16 protein-coding genes and 1 riboswitch are annotated in these 16,633 nt (G+C 70.8%); all 16 genes read right to left on the bottom strand.

What is annotated here, in order from left to right; translation table 11 throughout:
- Positions 1-7: 7 nt before the first annotated feature.
- Positions 8-1,852 carry a selenocysteine-specific translation elongation factor gene (gene selB / locus IT359_06425; GenBank protein MCC6928614.1) on the bottom strand — a complete coding sequence of 615 codons (1,845 nt, stop codon included), beginning with the start codon at positions 1,850-1,852 and terminating at the stop codon, positions 8-10.
- The gene (gene recO / locus IT359_06420) at positions 1,849-2,637 is read right to left on the bottom strand and encodes a DNA repair protein RecO (GenBank protein MCC6928613.1); all 789 of its coding nucleotides are present in this window, start codon (positions 2,635-2,637) and stop codon (positions 1,849-1,851) included. Before recO ends, selB begins: the two co-directional genes overlap by 4 nt.
- 27 nt (positions 2,638-2,664) lie before the next feature.
- A complete protein-coding gene (locus IT359_06415; GenBank protein ID MCC6928612.1) occupies positions 2,665-4,641 on the bottom strand; it encodes a TonB-dependent receptor in 1,977 nt (658 codons plus the stop codon).
- Positions 4,642-4,655: 14 nt separating this feature from the next.
- Positions 4,656-5,450 carry an ABC transporter ATP-binding protein gene (locus tag IT359_06410; protein ID MCC6928611.1) on the bottom strand — a complete coding sequence of 265 codons (795 nt, stop codon included), beginning with the start codon at positions 5,448-5,450 and terminating at the stop codon, positions 4,656-4,658.
- Positions 5,447-6,424: an iron ABC transporter permease gene (locus tag IT359_06405; protein ID MCC6928610.1), complete on the bottom strand. Its 978-nt coding sequence runs from the start codon at positions 6,422-6,424 to the stop codon at positions 5,447-5,449. The genes IT359_06410 and IT359_06405 overlap by 4 nt, the downstream gene beginning before the upstream one ends.
- Positions 6,424-7,425, bottom strand: coding sequence for an ABC transporter substrate-binding protein (locus IT359_06400; GenBank protein MCC6928609.1), 1,002 nt, complete (start codon positions 7,423-7,425; stop codon positions 6,424-6,426). The genes IT359_06405 and IT359_06400 overlap by 1 nt, the downstream gene beginning before the upstream one ends.
- Before the next feature lie 110 nt (positions 7,426-7,535).
- Positions 7,536-7,650, bottom strand: a riboswitch (cobalamin riboswitch).
- 35 nt (positions 7,651-7,685) lie between these two features.
- On the bottom strand, positions 7,686-9,242 hold the full coding sequence (locus IT359_06395) for a hypothetical protein (GenBank protein MCC6928608.1): 1,557 nt from the start codon (positions 9,240-9,242) through the stop codon (positions 7,686-7,688).
- Between the two features lie 12 nt (positions 9,243-9,254).
- Entirely contained in the window at positions 9,255-9,791 is a 537-nt protein-coding gene (locus tag IT359_06390) for a bifunctional nuclease family protein (protein ID MCC6928607.1), read from the bottom strand.
- A gap of 14 nt (positions 9,792-9,805) precedes the next feature.
- Positions 9,806-10,978: a methionine adenosyltransferase gene (locus tag IT359_06385; GenBank protein ID MCC6928606.1), complete on the bottom strand. Its 1,173-nt coding sequence runs from the start codon at positions 10,976-10,978 to the stop codon at positions 9,806-9,808.
- A 268-nt stretch (positions 10,979-11,246) separates the two neighbouring features.
- Entirely contained in the window at positions 11,247-13,010 is a 1,764-nt protein-coding gene (ptsP, locus tag IT359_06380) for a phosphoenolpyruvate--protein phosphotransferase (protein ID MCC6928605.1), read from the bottom strand.
- Between the two features lie 13 nt (positions 13,011-13,023).
- Positions 13,024-13,290 (bottom strand): HPr family phosphocarrier protein, encoded by a 267-nt coding sequence (locus tag IT359_06375; protein ID MCC6928604.1) that lies wholly within the window; start codon positions 13,288-13,290, stop codon positions 13,024-13,026.
- Positions 13,290-14,054: a PTS system mannose/fructose/sorbose family transporter subunit IID gene (locus IT359_06370; protein MCC6928603.1), complete on the bottom strand. Its 765-nt coding sequence runs from the start codon at positions 14,052-14,054 to the stop codon at positions 13,290-13,292. The genes IT359_06375 and IT359_06370 overlap by 1 nt, the downstream gene beginning before the upstream one ends.
- Entirely contained in the window at positions 14,051-14,737 is a 687-nt protein-coding gene (locus IT359_06365; GenBank protein MCC6928602.1) for a PTS sugar transporter subunit IIC, read from the bottom strand. Before IT359_06365 ends, IT359_06370 begins: the two co-directional genes overlap by 4 nt.
- Positions 14,734-15,225, bottom strand: coding sequence for a PTS sugar transporter subunit IIB (locus IT359_06360; protein MCC6928601.1), 492 nt, complete (start codon positions 15,223-15,225; stop codon positions 14,734-14,736). The genes IT359_06365 and IT359_06360 overlap by 4 nt, the downstream gene beginning before the upstream one ends.
- A complete protein-coding gene (locus IT359_06355; GenBank protein MCC6928600.1) occupies positions 15,215-15,649 on the bottom strand; it encodes a hypothetical protein in 435 nt (144 codons plus the stop codon). The genes IT359_06360 and IT359_06355 overlap by 11 nt, the downstream gene beginning before the upstream one ends.
- Positions 15,642-16,616, bottom strand: a complete 975-nt coding sequence (hprK, locus tag IT359_06350) for an HPr(Ser) kinase/phosphatase (protein ID MCC6928599.1) — start codon at positions 16,614-16,616, stop codon at positions 15,642-15,644. The genes IT359_06355 and hprK overlap by 8 nt, the downstream gene beginning before the upstream one ends.
- Positions 16,617-16,633 lie beyond the last annotated feature (17 nt).

Below are 16,633 nucleotides of genomic sequence, written 5' to 3'. Positions count from 1 at the left end.
CCCGCACTCAGCCGGCCAATACCCTACCCTCGCTCCGCCGTTCCGTGATGCGCTGCCGGTCACAGTACTCGAGCAACGGGATGAGGTACTTCCGCGACGTCCCGAGAAAATCCCTCAGTTCGGACGGGCCGTAGACCTTCCCGGGCTCCATCCCGCGTCGCAGTCGCTCCACCAAAGCGTCCAGCGCCCCAGCCCAGTAGAAGCGATCCGGCTCCACCTGGACGACGAGCCGCTCCTTTTCCAGCATACGCAGCAGCGGGACCGGATCGTTGCCGTCGCGCTCGCTCCTCAGTTCCGACACCGAGGGCGGCTCACTCCCCGACGCGCCAAGCCGAGTGACCAGCCACTCCCGTTCGCGCATCCGTGCCTGGTCCAGCACCGGCTCCCACCCCGGCGACCGCACCCCGCCCTGCCCTACCTCCAGCCGCCCGGAACGAACCGCACCAGCCAACGCCACGTCGAACGCCTCATGCTCGGACACGACGGCGGCGCGAAGGGTTGCCAATGGCATCCACGCCTCGAGCGAGTGCGTGGCGTGAAAGTCGCGCACCCCCTGCGCCATCCAGGCTCCCAGCGCATCGATGACGTCGCGCCCAAAGAGCTGTCCCGATGTCTCGACCAACCAGTCGCCCGACGCCGCCAGGAGGGGGGCGACCTCTCCCGGGGCGATCCCAAGGCGCACGGGCAGGGTGGCCACGGCGAGCCCCCGCTCTCCCCCCTCGTGCAACATGAGGCGCAGGCGCTCGCCCGCTGAGAGTTGCGGCGCCCAGGGGCGCGCCCGACGATGGACGGGCGATGGGTCGGTCACGATCCCTCCGCCCATGGTGCGCGACTCCGACGCCAGGCGCAGGACGAACCGGTCGCCGGCGCGCGCCACGATGGGCGCATCGAGGACGAGGCGCGCGCCCCGCGTGGCGCCGGGCCCCAGCGCCCCTCCCGCGACCACGACGCGCGCCCCCAGCTCGCTGGTCCCCAGATGGAGCCGCACCCACTCACGCGGGCGCAGGGAGTGTTCCTCCGAGTCCAGCAGCGCCACGTCGGCGCGGAGCACACGAGAGGGCACCCATCCCCCCTCCTCCACGAGGAGCCCCCCCCGCGACACATCGCCCAGGGCGACTCCCGCCAACGCGATCGCCCCGCGCGTGCCGGCACGGAGCTCCGCCGTGGCGCTCCCATGCCGCTGCACCCCGCGTGCGCGCACCGCACGATCGAGCGGGAAGAGACGGAGCGGCGTCTCGACCGAGGCGCGACCGCTCCACACCGTCCCGGTGACGACGGTTCCCGTCCCCTTCACGGTGAAGGCGCGGTCGATCGGCATGCGGAAGAGATCCCGGGCGATGCGCTGAGGGAGCTCGAGGAGCTGCCGGGCAAGGAGGTTACGCAGCGCCTCGACCCCCGCTCCGGAGACGACAGACGTCTCGACGATCGGCGCGTCGGCGAGCGGCGACGCGCGCAGCGCCTCGCGCACGTCCTCACGCACGAGGGCGGCCCACTCGTCGTCGACGGTGTCGCGCTTGGTGAGGGCCACGACCCCGCCCCGCACGCCCAGCAAGGAGAGGATGGCCAGGTGCTCCCGCGTCTGCGGCATGACACCTTCGTCAGCCGCAACGACGAGCAGGGCGAGGTCGACGCCGGTGGCGCCGGCGAGCATGGTGCGGATGAATGCCTCGTGCCCGGGAACGTCGACGATCCCGACCGTCCCGACGCCATCGAGCTCCAACGGCGCGAAGCCCAACTCGATGGTGATACCGCGTCGCTTCTCCTCGGCCAGGCGATCGGTGTCGACGCCGGTGAGGGCGCGGACCAACGACGTCTTGCCGTGGTCGATGTGGCCGGCGGTGCCGATGATCACGGCGCCACCCCGTCGGGCGCCCGGGTGGCCCCGGTAATCGCGCCGCGCTCCCACGCCCCAAAGGCGCGCAGCGCGCGGCCGTCGGCCAGGTGATACTCCAGGAATTCGCGCAGGAGACGCTGGTGCGCGCGCCGCTCCGGGGGATCGACGAGTGCGGCGGCTCGCCCGGCGGTCCACGCGCGAAGCGCATCGCGCGCCGCCACCGGGAGCGAGCGACCGCGCGGGAGCTGTGGTGCACAGGCGGCGCACGCCGCGCCGCCCGCGGCGTGGCTGAACGAGGCGCCGGCGAGCGGGTCGATTGCCGCGTGACAGCGGCAGCAGCTGTCGATGGCCGGGGCGAAGCCTAACGCGGCGACGAGGCGCCACGCCCCCGCCAGCCCCACGTCGCATGCCGTCCCCGCCGGCGCCTCACTCAGCGCATCCAGCGCGCCCACCAGCGCGTCGAAGAGTTCCCCGCCCTGGTCGTCACCGGCAAAGCGCAGCACCAGCTCGGTGAGCGCCGACGCCGCCGTGAAGCGCTCCAGGTCCTGCGCCAGCGCCACGCGGGCACGCACGAGGTCGAAGCCGGCGAGCTGCTGCAGCTCGCGCCCGGCGCGCGACTGGATCTGCACCACGCCGCTGGCAAAGAGGTCGAGTCCCGCCCCGAAGCGCTTCTGCGATGCGCGCGCCCCGCGCGCCACGACCGACTGCAGGCCGGCGTCGCGCGTGGCGAGCTTGAGGATGCGGGAGTTCTCGAGGTAGTCGAACGCGTGGAGGACCACCGCGTCGGTCGTCACCAGCGGCATGCCGCAAGATAGCCGGCGCGAAGCGACTCAGCGCATGGTGCCGAGGCGCACTCCCACGACCAGCACCCGCCCAGGCGCCCGGAAGTTGGCAATCTCCTCGTAGCGCGCACCAAGCGCATTGTCGACGCGGACGGTGAGCGCGGACGTGCGCCAGAAGCCGTCACCGGCCGCGAGTTTGTACTCCCCGCCCACGTCGACACGGGTGTACGCGTCAAGTTCCACGGGAGCGGCCGGGAATGCCGCGAAGTCGCGGTCGTCGCGCGCCGCCACGCGCGTGATCGAGAGATCGAGCCGCGTGCGCGAAATGCGTTGCAGCTGCGTCCCCGCGGCGATCGTGAGCGGGGGGCGCCGCAGCAGTCGCCCGCCCTGCACGAAGGTGGCGCCGGCGCCCGTCTGGAAACCGGCATCATCGACGCGCGTGCGCAGTGCGGTCGCATTGCCCCACACGGTCATGCCGGGCGCCGCCTCGCCGCGCACTTCAGCCTCGATCCCTCGTGACGATGCGGCCGCGACGTTGAAGTAGTTGGGCGCCGTGGGCGAGATCCAGGTGTACTGGATCAGGTCGCGAAAGCGCTGATCGAAGAATGTCAGCGCGAGGCGCCACCGCTCGCCGGCGAACGACTGGTCGAGCCCACCCTCCCAGGCGCGGGCACGCTCCGGCCTTAGGGCGTCGTTCCCCACCGAGAAGGCACTGGAGAAGGTCTCGAGGAAGGTGGGGGCCTTGAACGACGTGCCCAGCGCGGCACGCAGCCGCGCCCCACGCCACAGGCGCGTCGCCACCGACGCACGCCCGGTTCGGAACGCGCCGTAGGTGTCGTTGTCGTCATACCGTCCACCCACCGACACCGACGTCCGTCCGATCTCACCAATCCATTGCAGCATGGCCGAGCGCGTGATGCGCGACGCGGCAAAGCGATTGAGCGCCATGTCGTAGTTGGAGGAGTCGGCACTGCGCTGTCGCTCCGCGCCGTACTCGAGAGCGAGAACCACGTTCTGCCCCGCCGCCGGGCGCACGTGCAGCCGCGCCTCCGCCCCGCGGCGCCGAACAGCTCCTAACGATTGGTAGGAGTAGAAGCCCAGCGTGTCGCCCCGGTCGTCGGGGAGGTCGGAGGTACGCCCATGCAGCTCGAGTGCGTTGAGCGCCACCGCCGCCTCCGCCCAGTCACCAAGGGCGCGCGACAGCTCCGCAAACGCCGAAAAGCGGCGTTCACCGCGCATCGCGTTGCGATCCACCACCTGCCCCGCCCCATCGGTCGGATACTCGAAGCTGTTGTCGCCGTGGCGAAGGGTGAGTTGCGAGCGCATGCCCCCCACGATCGCGTCGCCGCGCGCCGTCAGCACGTCGTTGCGGTACGCATTGTTGAAGGCCAACATCCCCTGGGATGCATGATGCGCGTAGCCAAGCGTTGCCCCGCCGGTGGCGCCCCGCGCGCCGACGGTCGCCTCGGCCACGCGCGTGCCGTACGTCCCGGTCCGCACGGCCAGCGACGACTCCAGCCGTTGTTGTGCCTGACGGGTGAAGAGCTGGATGACGCCGGTCACCGCGTCGCTCCCGTACAGCACGCTCGTGGGGCCGCGCACCACTTCGATCCGCTCCACGTTGTCGAGCGTCAGCGCGCCCAGGTCGAGCGCACCGCCGGGATCGTTCATGGGAACGCCATCCACCAGGAGCCGGACGTAGTCGCTCTCGCCGCCGCGCAGAAAGAGCGACGTCTGCGCACCGTTGGACCCGCTGCGTGCCAGGGCAAGGCCGGGCACCGTACGCAGGGCATCGGCCAGGTGCGTCACTCCCGCGGCGCGCAGCGCCGCGCCGTCGAGCACCGTGACGGCGGATGTGGTCGCGGCGAGCGGCCGCGCGATGCGATCGGCAGTGATGACGACCGACGCAAGGCGCGTGGTATCGCGCGCCGTGGCGGGGTGCTGCGCCGCCGGGGCGACGACAGGCGCCCCGATCGCAAGAATGGCCAACCGCACAATGCAGCGGGGCGTGACTCGTGGAGGCATGGGGTACGGCAGCGTTAGGGAAGGACGGGATGTCGCTTGCGAAGGGGGACCAGCGTCGGTGCACCGACCGCCGGGTCACGCGAGACCACGAGTGGCCACTCGTAGACGCGTTCGAGCGTCTCGCCGCGCATCACGTCGCCGGGCACCCCTTCGGCGACCACCGCGCCGCGCGACACGAGGACGACCCGGTCGGCGAAGCGCGCGACGAGGTTGAGCTGGTGACTGATGACGAGGACGCACTTGCCGGCGTGCGCGAGCGCGACAAACAGCTCGAAGCAGGCCATCTCGTGTGCGATATCGAGGAAGGTCGTGGGCTCGTCGAGGACGACGGTCCCCGCGCCCTGCGCCAGCGCGCGAGCCACGCGCACCCGCTGCCACTCGCCACCGGAAAGCGCATCGGTCTGCCGATCGGCGAGTGCGGCCACCGCGGCCGCCTCCAGGGCACGATCCACCGCGCGACGATCGTCCACCGTGTCGGGCGACCAGGTGCCCTGCCATGGAAATCGACCGAGGGCGACGTAGTCGCGCACCCGGAGCGGGAACGCAGGTTCCTCCCGCTGCGATACCACCGCAACCCGGCGCGCCCGGTCGCCCCTTGCGAGCGTGTGGGCCGTCTGTCCATCGACGACCACCGCCCCGCCCACGAGCGGAACGCGACCCAGCAGCGCGCGGACGAGCGTGCTCTTCCCGCTCCCGTTGGGGCCGACGACGGCGGTCACCGCACCCGCTGGCACCCCGAACGACACACCGTCCAGCGCATCGCGATCGCTCCCCGGGTAGCGCACCCGCACGGCGTCGAAGGCAATCATCGCGCGCCCCGCAGCCGCCAGAGGAAGAACGGGACGCCCAGCAGCGCGGTCACGGCGCCTAACGGCAACTCGGCAGGGGCGCGCACGGTGCGCGCGGCCACGTCGGCCGCGACGACGAGGATTGCCCCACACAGCGCCGAGGCGATGAGTACCGGGCGGGCACGCGCCCCCACCAGCGAGCGGGCCAGGTGCGGGACCATCAGGCCGACGAAGCCAACCAGTCCGGCCACGGCGACCGTCGCCGCGGCGAGGATCGAGGCGAGGAGGAAGAAGAAGCGCCCCGCCCCCTCCGTGTCGATGCCTAACGACTCGGCGCTGTCGTCGCCCAGGGCCAGGACATCGAGCCAACGCGCCCGATGCAGGAGCGCGGCCCCCACGAGGAGGCACATGGTCGACAGCAGCGCCGCGTCGCGCCACGTGGCCGCGGCCACCGACCCCATCATCCACCACAGCGCGTTGCGCGTGACATCCGGGGCCGCGGTGGCCATCACCACCATGATGGTCGCGTTGGCAAAGGCGCCCATCACCACGCCGGACATGAGGAGCACGCGCGTGTCGCTACGAGCCCCCGCCGCCTGCGCGATGGCCAGCACGCCGGTCACCGCCGCGAGCGCCCCGGCAAACGCGGCAAGGGCGATGAGCGATGGAGCACCCACCCCAGACGCCACCGCCAGGACCGCACCCACCGCCGCACCACCCGAGACGCCGAGGAGATACGGCTCCGCCAGCGCGTTGCGGAGCGTGCCCTGCAGCACCGTGCCGCTCATCCCCAGTGCCCCCCCCACGAGGAGGGCCAGCACCACGCGCGGCAGGCGCACGGCGCGAACGATCGTCGCTTCGGTCGAGTTGCCCGGCCCACCCAGCAAGGCGGCGATCACGTCGCCAGGTGCAATGCGCGCGGCGCCGGCCATGAGCGCGGCCAGCGCCGCAAGCGCCAGCACGACCGCCAGCAGCGGAATCCAGGCGCGCCGCATCAGGGCACCCGTGCCGACGGATGGAGGAGCGTCGCCAGCGATCGCGCCCCCTCGCCCAGCCGCATCGACGCGCGCGCCACGAGCGACGTGTCGTACGCCAGCACGCGTCCCTCGCGCACGGCGCGCAACGCCCTCCAGCGCGGGTCACGCGTGAGGCGCGCAACCTCGAGCGGTCCGGCAAGGATCGCGTCCGGGTCGCGTCGCAGCAGATCCTCGAAACTCACCTGCGGCGACGGCTCGGCCATCTCGCCATACACGTTGCGCCCACCGGCAATCTCGACCAGCTCGGACATGAAGCTTCCGCCACCGATGGCCATGAGCGGGTTGGCCCAGACGTGCAGGAAGACGCTCACGCGCGTCAAACCGCGCATGGCCGTGCGGACCGACTCGAGCGAACGCGTCACGCTGTCGATCGCCAACCGCGCCGCGTCGGCATGTCCGCTCACCGCCCCCAGCACGCGCACGCAGCGCTCGAAGTCGGCGATGCGGTCCACGCGCAACGCCACCACGCGCACCCCGGCCGCGGCGAGCGCGGACGCTGCGGCGCGGTTGTCACCGCTGGCGTACAGCACGACGAGGTCCGGAGTGGCGGCGAGCACCCGCTCCACGCTCGGGCGAATCGCGTCCCCTAACTCAGGAAGGGTGCGCGCCTCCACGGGCCATTGGTCCCATCGGGAGCGCCCCACCACCTGCCTCCCCGCACCGAGCGCGAAGAGGATCTCCGTCGTGGTCGGGTTGAGCGAGACGATGCGCCGTGCCGCGCGCGACGCATCGATGGGCGCGCCGTAGTCGTCCGCGCCAAGCCCATCGGCGGCGCCAAGCGAATCGACCGCGGCGCGAGCGCTGGGGCGCGACTCCTGGCGCTCATGCGGCTCGCGCGATGCGCTCGATTCGCGCGGCGTGCAACCCGCGACCAGCATCAGGCTCGCGGTCGCGGCGGCCACCACGACGGTGGTGACCGCACGCACGATCGACGCTGGCTGAAAGAACAACGCGGACATCCGCACCCGAGGTAGTGGGGATTGCCCGCGAACGCACGCACGCCGGTTGGTGTGCCGTGCCCCACGAGCCCTCCCCCGAGGACTCAATGTGTGTGGCACGGACGACGGTCGTCTCCTGGCTCCGGGCCGTCCATTCGCCTTCCCGACCGAAGTCAGTGGCGCGCAGAATGGACGTGTGTTCGCCCGATACAGTGGCGGGGCCGCACCGGCATGGTACCGGTTTCCGTCTCCGCCGTCCGCAATTCAGTTGTGAAGCGAACCTATCGGCGACCGCTCCGGCGCGCAAGCGCGGCGACGAGTTCGACGCGCAGCGAATCGCGATACGCCACGAGCTCGGCGCGCGCCGTCTCCGACGCCACGGTGCCATGCTCGAGCAGTGTGTCGACCGCCGCGACGTGCCGCGCCAGCCGTGTGACGCCATCGAGCGCCGGCGCCGAGTCAGCGGGCCGCGCATCGCCTGGCACCGCATCGCCTGGCACCGCATCGCCTGTCACCGCTTCTCCTGACGGCGCATCGCCGGGCGTCGCATCTCCTGGCAGCGCATCGCCGGGCCGCGCATCGCCTGGCAGCGCTGCGCCCTGCGCCGCGACACCCGGTGGCGTGTGCGCCGGCCGCGCATCCACCGCCCTCGCCGCGACACGCGTCGCGTCCGCCGGCGTTGCGCCTGTCGGCGGGGTGACCGGCACGGTTGCAGCCGACGGGCCACGGCGCACGAGCAGGACGATCATGCCTAACGTCAGGGCGCCCAGTGCGACGGGAAGCGACCACGCGGGGAGCGAGGTGCCACGGATCCCGCCCGGCGCGCGCAAGGTGACGACGGCGCTGGCCCCGGCATTCTGCCCCAGGTACCGCTCGAACGCCTTGCCATCGACCGTGACGCCCCCCTTGTTCACCAGCCCGCCCCCCTCGGCGGTGGCCCCCTTCTCCTCCAGCAGCACCTCCAGCACGGAGACCGTTCGCTCCAGCGGGATCGCCACCGGGTACGCCGCCGCTGGCAGCTTGTAGGTGACGACGACCTGCCGCAACCCTGGGGCGAGCGGCAGGAAGATGTCGGCCCGCCCAGCGCGAAACTCCACCCCACCGGCGCCCAGGTCCCCCTGCGACGCCGTCACCTCGCGCGCCTGTTCCGGCAGGAGCACCGAGAAGGTGGGCCGGTTGTCTCCACCGGCCACGCGCGTCAGCACGGTGTCGTTGGAGATCTCGAGGACATCGATCACCGACCGCACGCCGTCGGCGTCGGGCGCCGATACCACCACGTGGCGTCCTTGCAGCTGCAGGCGCAGCTCGGCCGACGTCGTGTCGAAGACGACGATCTCCGATGGCGCGTTCGCCGGCGCCCCCGGCTGCACCGGCGACGAGAAGTAGGCAATGCCGCCGTAGCGCGCCGACGCGAGGTACATCGACTGCGCCTCGGGAGCCGCCACGCGAAACGCGTAGTTCCCGCGCGCATCGGTCACGAGCGAATCGACCGCCCCCGCATCCTGCGCGCTCACCCGATGCAGCGTCACCTGCTCGCGCACCACCGGTCGCGTCCCGTCGATGGTCTGCCGCACCACCGTCCCGCGAACGAGCAACGGCCCGGGCGCAGGTGCCGCCGGCGCAGGTGTCGCCGGCAGTTGCGCCGGCAACGCCGGCGCCTGCTGCGCCACGACTGGCGCCCGCTGCGCCGCCGAACCCTCCGCCGACACCAGCATGAACAACCACAACCACGACGTCACCAGCAATCCGCCAGGCGCAAACTCACGCGACTTCTCACGCAACATCTCACGCGACATCCCGCGCCACCGCGACCGCGTCGCCCGCCAGCGTTGCATCACGCGCCGATCTGGTCAGAGGTGGAACTTGCCGAAGTCCTCCGGACGCAAGCCGGAGAGGTACTGCTTGAGCTGCTCGGCCGTCATCTCGTCGGTGCTCTGCGCCGGCGGCGCTTCGGGGACGATCACGTCCTCATCATCCTCGCGCGACTCATCGCCCGGGAGCACGAGCAGCGACTCTTCCACGTACACCGGCGCCGGGATGCGGAGCGCGATGGCGATGCTGTCGGACGGGCGCGCGTCGATGCGGTACTCCTCACCGTCGCGCTCGATGTGCAGTTCGGCGAAGTACGTCCCGTTCTGCACGCGCGTGACATGGATGCGACGCACCGCCCCCCCCAGCCCCACGATCAGCGCCTTGCACAGATCGTGGGTGAAGGGACGGTCCTTCTTCACATGGTTCATTTCGAGCAGGATCGACTCCGCTTCGGCCTGACCGATCCAGATCGGGAGGACACGCTCGCCCCCCGTCTCGCGCAGGATGACCACGTACGTGTTGGTGCTCCCGTCCAAGCCGAGGCGATTGACGTTCACCTCCACCATCGTGCTCATGCGCCCTCCGTGAGTTACTTCACCGCGCGCTTCAGCTCATTCACCTTGTCCAGGCGCTCCCAGCTGAAGGTCGTCGCGGCGGACTTCCCCTTCCCCACCTTCTCCGGCGTGCGACCGAAGTGCCCGTAGGCCGAAGTGGGCGAATAGATGGGCTTTCGCAAGTCGAGCGCGTGCATGATGTCGCGCGGCGTGAGCTTGAACACATCGCGCACGGCCTGCGTGATCCTCGCGTCGGCCACGGTCCCGGTGCCGAACGAATCGACCATGATCGAGACCGGCTCGGCGACGCCAATGGCATACGCGAGTTGGACCTCGACGCGGCTGGCGAGCTTCGCGGCGACGATGTTCTTCGCCACCCAGCGCGCCGCGTACGCCGCCGAGCGGTCAACCTTGGACGGATCCTTTCCCGAGAAGGCGCCGCCGCCGTGTCGCCCCATGCCGCCGTACGTATCGACGATGATCTTGCGCCCGGTGAGGCCGGCGTCGCCGTGCGGCCCGCCGATCACGAAGCGCCCCGTCGGGTTGATGTACTTCCGCATCCGCTTGGCGCGCAGCTCGACGGGGATCACCGCCTCGATGACCTCCTGCGTGACGCCCTCGTGGATCTTGCGGTTGGACGCCGACTCCGCGTGTTGCGTGGAAATGACGACCGTCTCCACCTCGACCGGGCGTCCGTCCTCGTACAGCACCGTCACCTGCGACTTGCCGTCGGGGCGCAGCCACGGGAGCGAACCGTCGCGGCGGCGCTCGGACAGCGCCTGCGTGAGGCGATGCGCCAGCGTGATGGGGAGCGGCATGAGTTCCGCCGTCTCGTCGCACGCATAGCCGAACATCATCCCCTGGTCGCCGGCCCCGCCCGTGTCGACGCCCTGCGCGATGTCACGCGACTGGCGGCCGATGGCATTGAGCACGCCGCACGAGTCGGCATCGAAGCCAATGCCGGCCTCGGTGTAGCCGATGCGCTTGATGGTGCTGCGCACGACCTCGCGCAGGTCGACCCAGGCCGAGGTCGTGATCTCGCCGAAGATCGTGGCGAGGCCGGTCGTCACCATCGTCTCGCACGCGACACGGGAGTGCGGATCGCTGGCGAGCAGCTCATCGAGCACCGCGTCGGAGATGGCATCGGCCACCTTGTCGGGATGCCCTTCGGTAACGGATTCGGACGTGAAGAGATGACGTTCGGCCACGGAGAGGCTCGCGCGGTTGGGCGTTGGGAGGGGAGACAGGGGCGAACGAGTGACCACCTGTCGGGTTCAAGATTAACCGATCACGTTGGAGCGAAGCAACGGAACGTCCGTTGCACCGTCCATGCCATGCGCATGACGCGCGCAGGCGGAAGCGTGTCACCCGGCGAGTGGCGCGGTGGGTGGCGCCGCGTGTGGCGCGGTGGGTGGCGCCGCGTTTGGCGCGGTGGGTGGCACGGTGGCCGGCGCCGCGTTTGCCGCGGCGGGGCGCCTACAGGACGTTGTCGCGAAGGAAGGCTGCGTCGCCGAACGCCGCCAGAAGGCGGTACTTCAGCTGCCGCTCGGCCTCCGCGGCGGAGCGCGACTGGAGCGCGGCCGACACCGCCTCCGTGGCGAAGGAGATGCTCAGCCCACGGACGATCCGCTTGACGAGGGGGACGGCGCGAGGGTTCACGCTCAGCGTGCGCAACCCGAGCCCGATGAGGGCAAAGGCCATCAATGGCTGCGAGGCCATCTCCCCGCACACCGACACATCGAGCCCGTGCGCGGCCCCCACCTCGACGGTGCGCTTGACCAGCCGCAGCACCGACGGGTGCAACGGGGTGAAACGCCCGGCAAGGTTGGCGTTGCCGCGGTCGACGGCCAGCGTGTACTGCACCAGGTCGTTGGTCCCGATCGAGAAGAAGGCCACGTCCTCGACAAAGGCGTCGGCGCCGATGACGGCGGCCGGGGTCTCGACCATGATTCCCAGCGGGACACCGCGCTTGAACGGGACGCCGCGGCGCTCGAGTTCCTCCGCGCTCTCGTCCAGGAGGCGCCGCGCGTCGCGCACCTCCTCGATCGAGACCACAAGCGGGAGCATGATGCGCACGTCACCGTGCATCGCGGCGCGCAGCAGCGCCCGCAGCTGCACCTTGAACAGCTCCGGCTGGTCCAGGCACATGCGGATGGCGCGCCAGCCGAGAAACGGATTGGGTTCCGCCGGGAAGCCGCCGATGGGGAGCTTGTCGCCGCCGACGTCGAAGGTGCGGATGACGACGGGGCGTCCGCCGAACGCCTCCACCACGCGCGTGTAGGCCCGGTACTGCTCCTCCTCGTCAGGCATCGCGGCGCGCCCCACGACGAGGAACTCGGTGCGCATGAGCCCCACGCCTTCGGCCCCGCTGTGCGCCGCCTGTTCGGCTTCGTCGGGAAGGTCGACGTTGGCGCGGATGGTGACGCGCACGCCATCGGTCGTGATGGCGTCGAGCTCCGCCCCCTTGAGGAGTTCAGCCTCGGTCTGCGCCTCGGCCAGGGCGCGATTGCGGAAGGTGTCGATCTCCGCCGCGCTGGGATTCACGACGAGGATGCCGCTCGAGCCATCGAGCACCACGTACTCGTCACCGCGCAGGCGCGACACCGCATCGCGCAGCCCGACCACCGCCGGCAACCCTAACGAGCGGGCGAGGATGGCGACGTGCGAGGTGCGCGTGCCCGACTCCGTCGCGATCCCGGCAATGGCCTCGCGATCGAGCTGCACCGTGAGGCTCGGCGTGAGGTCGTGCGTGACGAGGATCGCGTTGGCTCCCTTGGGCACGTCCACCGGGTCGTGGTCGGGGAGGCCCAGCAGGAACGAGAGGACGCGAATGTGCACGTCGGTGAGGTCGCCCACGCGCTCGCGCATGAGGGCCGACGAGGAGCGCGCGAACTGCTGTCGCCATTCCAGCAGGACGAGGTCGAACGCCTTCTCGGCGCCGAGGTTCTGCCGAATGTAGGACGACACGCGCGACGCCAGCTCGCCGTCCTCGAGGATCTGGATCTGCACCTCGAAGATCGCGGCTTCTTCCGGCCCCGCGTGGCGCTCGGCGCGGTCGCGCACGGCGCGGAGTCGATCCTTGGCCTTCTCGACGGCGCTGCGGAAGCGCGCAATCTCCTGGTCGACGTCGTCGTCCGGGATGATGAGGTGCGGCACGTCAGGGACTTCCCACCGCAGCAGGTGGACGGGTCCGAGGACGATTCCGGGCGAGGCGGAGACGCCGACGATGGCGCGGTCCATGTGGTGCGGCTCCTCAGCGCTCGCCGAACTTGTCGGCGATGAGGATCGCCAGCGCCTCGACGGCTTCCAGCGCGTCCGGGCCGTCGGCGCGGAGTTGCACCAGCGAGCCGCACTCCGCGGCGAGCATCATGACGCCCATGATGCTCTTGCCGTTCACCTCGAGGTCCTCGCGCGAGAGGGTGATGTGGCTCTTGAACCGGCCGGCCGTCTTGACGATCTCGGCCGCCGGTCGCGCGTGGATCCCGTTCTTGTTGACGATCTCGACGGAGCGTTCGACCATCAGCGGAGCACCGAGTAGAGGGCGAAGATCGCGAGCACGCCTAACGACCACTTCCAGGCTTCGACGCGGCCCTGGAACCGGGTGACGACGAATCCTCCCACCAGCACCGCCGCGAGGATCTCCCCCTGGACCAGCCGTCCGCCGCCCACGAGGCGATGGACCACGAGAGGGAGCGCCACGCCCGCGACGAGGGCGCCCGCCCTCGCCAGATGCAACGGGCCGTAGCGCAGGACCGGGTGCCCCAGCGCCCCGGCCACCCGCAGCCCCTCCCGCCACCCGACGTTGATCCCCCACACGCGGAGGGCGACATGTCCGATGTTGTAGGATACCAGAAAGACGAGCACCGTGCCCACCGGTCCCAGGCCAAACGCAAAGGCCACGAGCGCCATCAGCGCGCACAACGGGAGCCAGGACGCCCACACCAGGCGATCGCCCACGCTCCCCAGCGGCCCGCACATCGCCGTCCGGAAGCGCTCGATCTTTCCCGGATCGACGCCCTCGAGTTCGGCCCGCGCCAGTGCGCCGACGGCCACCGCCGCCAGGTAGGGGTGGGCGTTGAAGTACTGGCTCTGGCGCGCCAGCGCCGCGCGATAGGGTTCCCCCCCCATCCCTCCCGGGAGGCGGCGCAGCGCCGGCTCGACGCAGAAGCCGATCCCGTTCCCCACCAGCGTCTCGTAGTTCCACGCCCCCTGGATGGCCAGCATGCGCAGGAGGATGGCCGAGCGCGTGCCCAGCGGAAGCGCGACCGCCGGCGACGCGCTCATGACAGCACCACGAGGAGCGCCATGCCTAACGTCAATCCGCCCAGCATGTACCAGCGTGCCCCGGGAACGATGTGGAAGACCTTGTGCGTGGCCGACGCGGCCACGATCCCCGCCAGCACCATCAGCACGCTGCGCGTCAGCGTCTCCGGCACCTGCCAGCGGGGGATGGCGAGCTGCATCAGCGGCGCCCCGATGGCGATCCCGCTCGCCGTCATCAGCGCGCCGCGCAGCAGGTCGGCGCTCATCCCGTACAGCTGCAACCCGATCACGGTACGCCGCGAGCCGCGGGCAACCGCCTCGTGCCGCTGCCGCGCCCAGCGCGCATTCAGGCGTCGCAGCTGGACCATGGACCACCCCCCCAGCCAGGCCCAGCACAACGTCACCACCACCGCGATCATCAGTGCGCCTGCCCCCTTTGCCACGGGGAGCGAGACCAGCGCCCCGCCCACGGCCGACGACGATCCCCACTCCGGGTAGCGCGACGCACCGAACGGGAGCGACTCCAGGGCAAAACACTCCAGCGTCGCCCCAAGAAGGAGCCCCGCCTCCGGAGCCCCGAGAAAGGCCCCGGTGAGCGTCGCCGCCACCAGCGGGCGCGAGAGCATCGCCTGCGGAAAGGAGACGACGTCGAGCCCGAACACGGCGCCGAGGAGGGCGATCGCGCCGATCTCCACGGGGTTCATCGGTTCCCCTCACCGGCCAGGACCTCGTCCAGCGGGAGGGGGCGCGCGGCCGGTACGTCCTGCGCCGTGACCTCGACGCCGCTGCGCGACAGTTCGCGCAGCGCCGCCTCCTCTGCCGGGGAGAGAAAGACGTAGCGCAGGCGCTGCACGCGCCCCGTCTTGTGGTGGATCCCGCCCAGGTTCACCGACGGAATCGCGCGCGTCGCCTCCACCAGGCGCGCCATGGTCTCGATGTCCCCCGTCAGGAGCAATCCCGCTCGCGGGTCGGCCTGGTGCTCGGCGAGTCGCGCCGCCGCGTCGGCCAACGATTCGAAGTAGACGTCCATCTCCGGCGGGACCCCCATGCGGTACAGCTCCTGCTCCCAATCACTGGCCGCGACTTCCTCGTCCACGAGCACGATGAATCGCAGGTCGAGCGGCTGTCCCCACCCGACCACGACTTGCCCGTGGATCAGGCGATCGTCGATGCGATAGAGCTCAAGCGCCACGCGACCCCCCGCCCAGCGCGCCGCCACCCGCCACGGCGAGTGCCTTGCGCCCCTTCTCCACCGATTCCGCGGCCGCCGCGGCCGCATCGCCCGCCTCGCTGAAGACGAACTCCAGCAGCGCCGCCAGGTTCACCCCGGTCACCACCGACAGCCCGGGACGCTCGCGTTGCAGCCGGCGGGCGGCCATGGTGCAGCTCCCCGCCGGCAGGTCGGTGAAGATGACCGCCACCGCCCCCCCGTCGGGCGACAGCGCCTCCACGCGCTCCCGCAGCGTGCGCTCCACATCCTGGGCGCTCATCCCCCGGTTGGAGAGTGCCACGAACACGTCGTCGCGCCCGGTGATCTGCACCACCGCCGACACGATCCCCGCGGCAAAATCGCCGTGGCCGGCCACGATCGCACGCGGCGCCGGGGCGCTACTCATCGTCCTGGATCAGGTAGCGCCGCAGGTCGGCGGACTTCTGCTGCATGTGCCCCATCAGGCGCTGGTTGAACGCTTCGGCCGGGTTGATCCCGGCGTAGCGCAGCAGATGGTTCATGGCAATCACCTCCGCAATCACGGTGATGTTCTTCCCGGGATTGAGGTAGACCGTGATGAGCGGCAGCTCGACGCCAAGGATGGTCGTCAGCTCCCCTTCCAGTCCCGTGCGCTCCACCACCGCATCCTCGGTCCACTCCATGAGCTGCACCACGACCTCGATGCGCTTCTGTTGGCGCACCGACCTGATACCGAAGACGCTGGGCACGTCGATCAACCCCACGCCGCGGATCTCCATGAAGTGCCGCTGCAGGTGATGCCCGCTCCCGATGAGGATGTCGTTGCCGCGCCGCCTGGCAATGACGACGTCGTCGGCCACCAGCCGGTGCCCGCGCTCCACGAGGTCGAGCACGCACTCCGACTTCCCGATACCGCTCGCTCCCGTGAAGAGGAGCCCCACGCCGTACACGTCGGCCAGCGACCCGTGCAATGTCGACGTCGGCGCGAACATGTCCTCCACCAGCGGCTTCACGCGCCGGTAGAACTCGTTGGTCTTGAGCGGTGAGCGAAAGACCGGGACCCCCGCGGCGACGGCAATGGCCAGCAGCGGCTCCACCACGTCCAGCGCCTTGGTCACGAAGACGCAGGGGATGGGAAACGAGAAGAAGAGTTGCAGCTGGCGCGCACGGTCCGCCTCGGCGAGCGAGGCGAGGTACGTCATCTCCGTCTCGCCAAACACCTGCGGCCGCTCGTGCATGAAGCGCGCAACGAAGCCGGCAATGGCAAGCCCGGGGCTCGAGAAGTCGGAATTGACGATGTCGCGCTCATGCCCGAAGGCCCCGCCGAGCTGTTCCAGCTCGAGCGGGTCCTTGAGGCGCTCGAACAGGCGCCCGACGCTGACGGTGCGATTCACGCGCGCGACGTCTCCGG

Source organism: Gemmatimonadaceae bacterium, assembly GCA_020852815.1.
GTDB lineage: Bacteria > Gemmatimonadota > Gemmatimonadetes > Gemmatimonadales > Gemmatimonadaceae > SCN-70-22.
The sequence above is the reverse complement of the archived record's forward strand: the minus strand, read 5'-3'. Positions and strand labels throughout refer to the sequence as shown.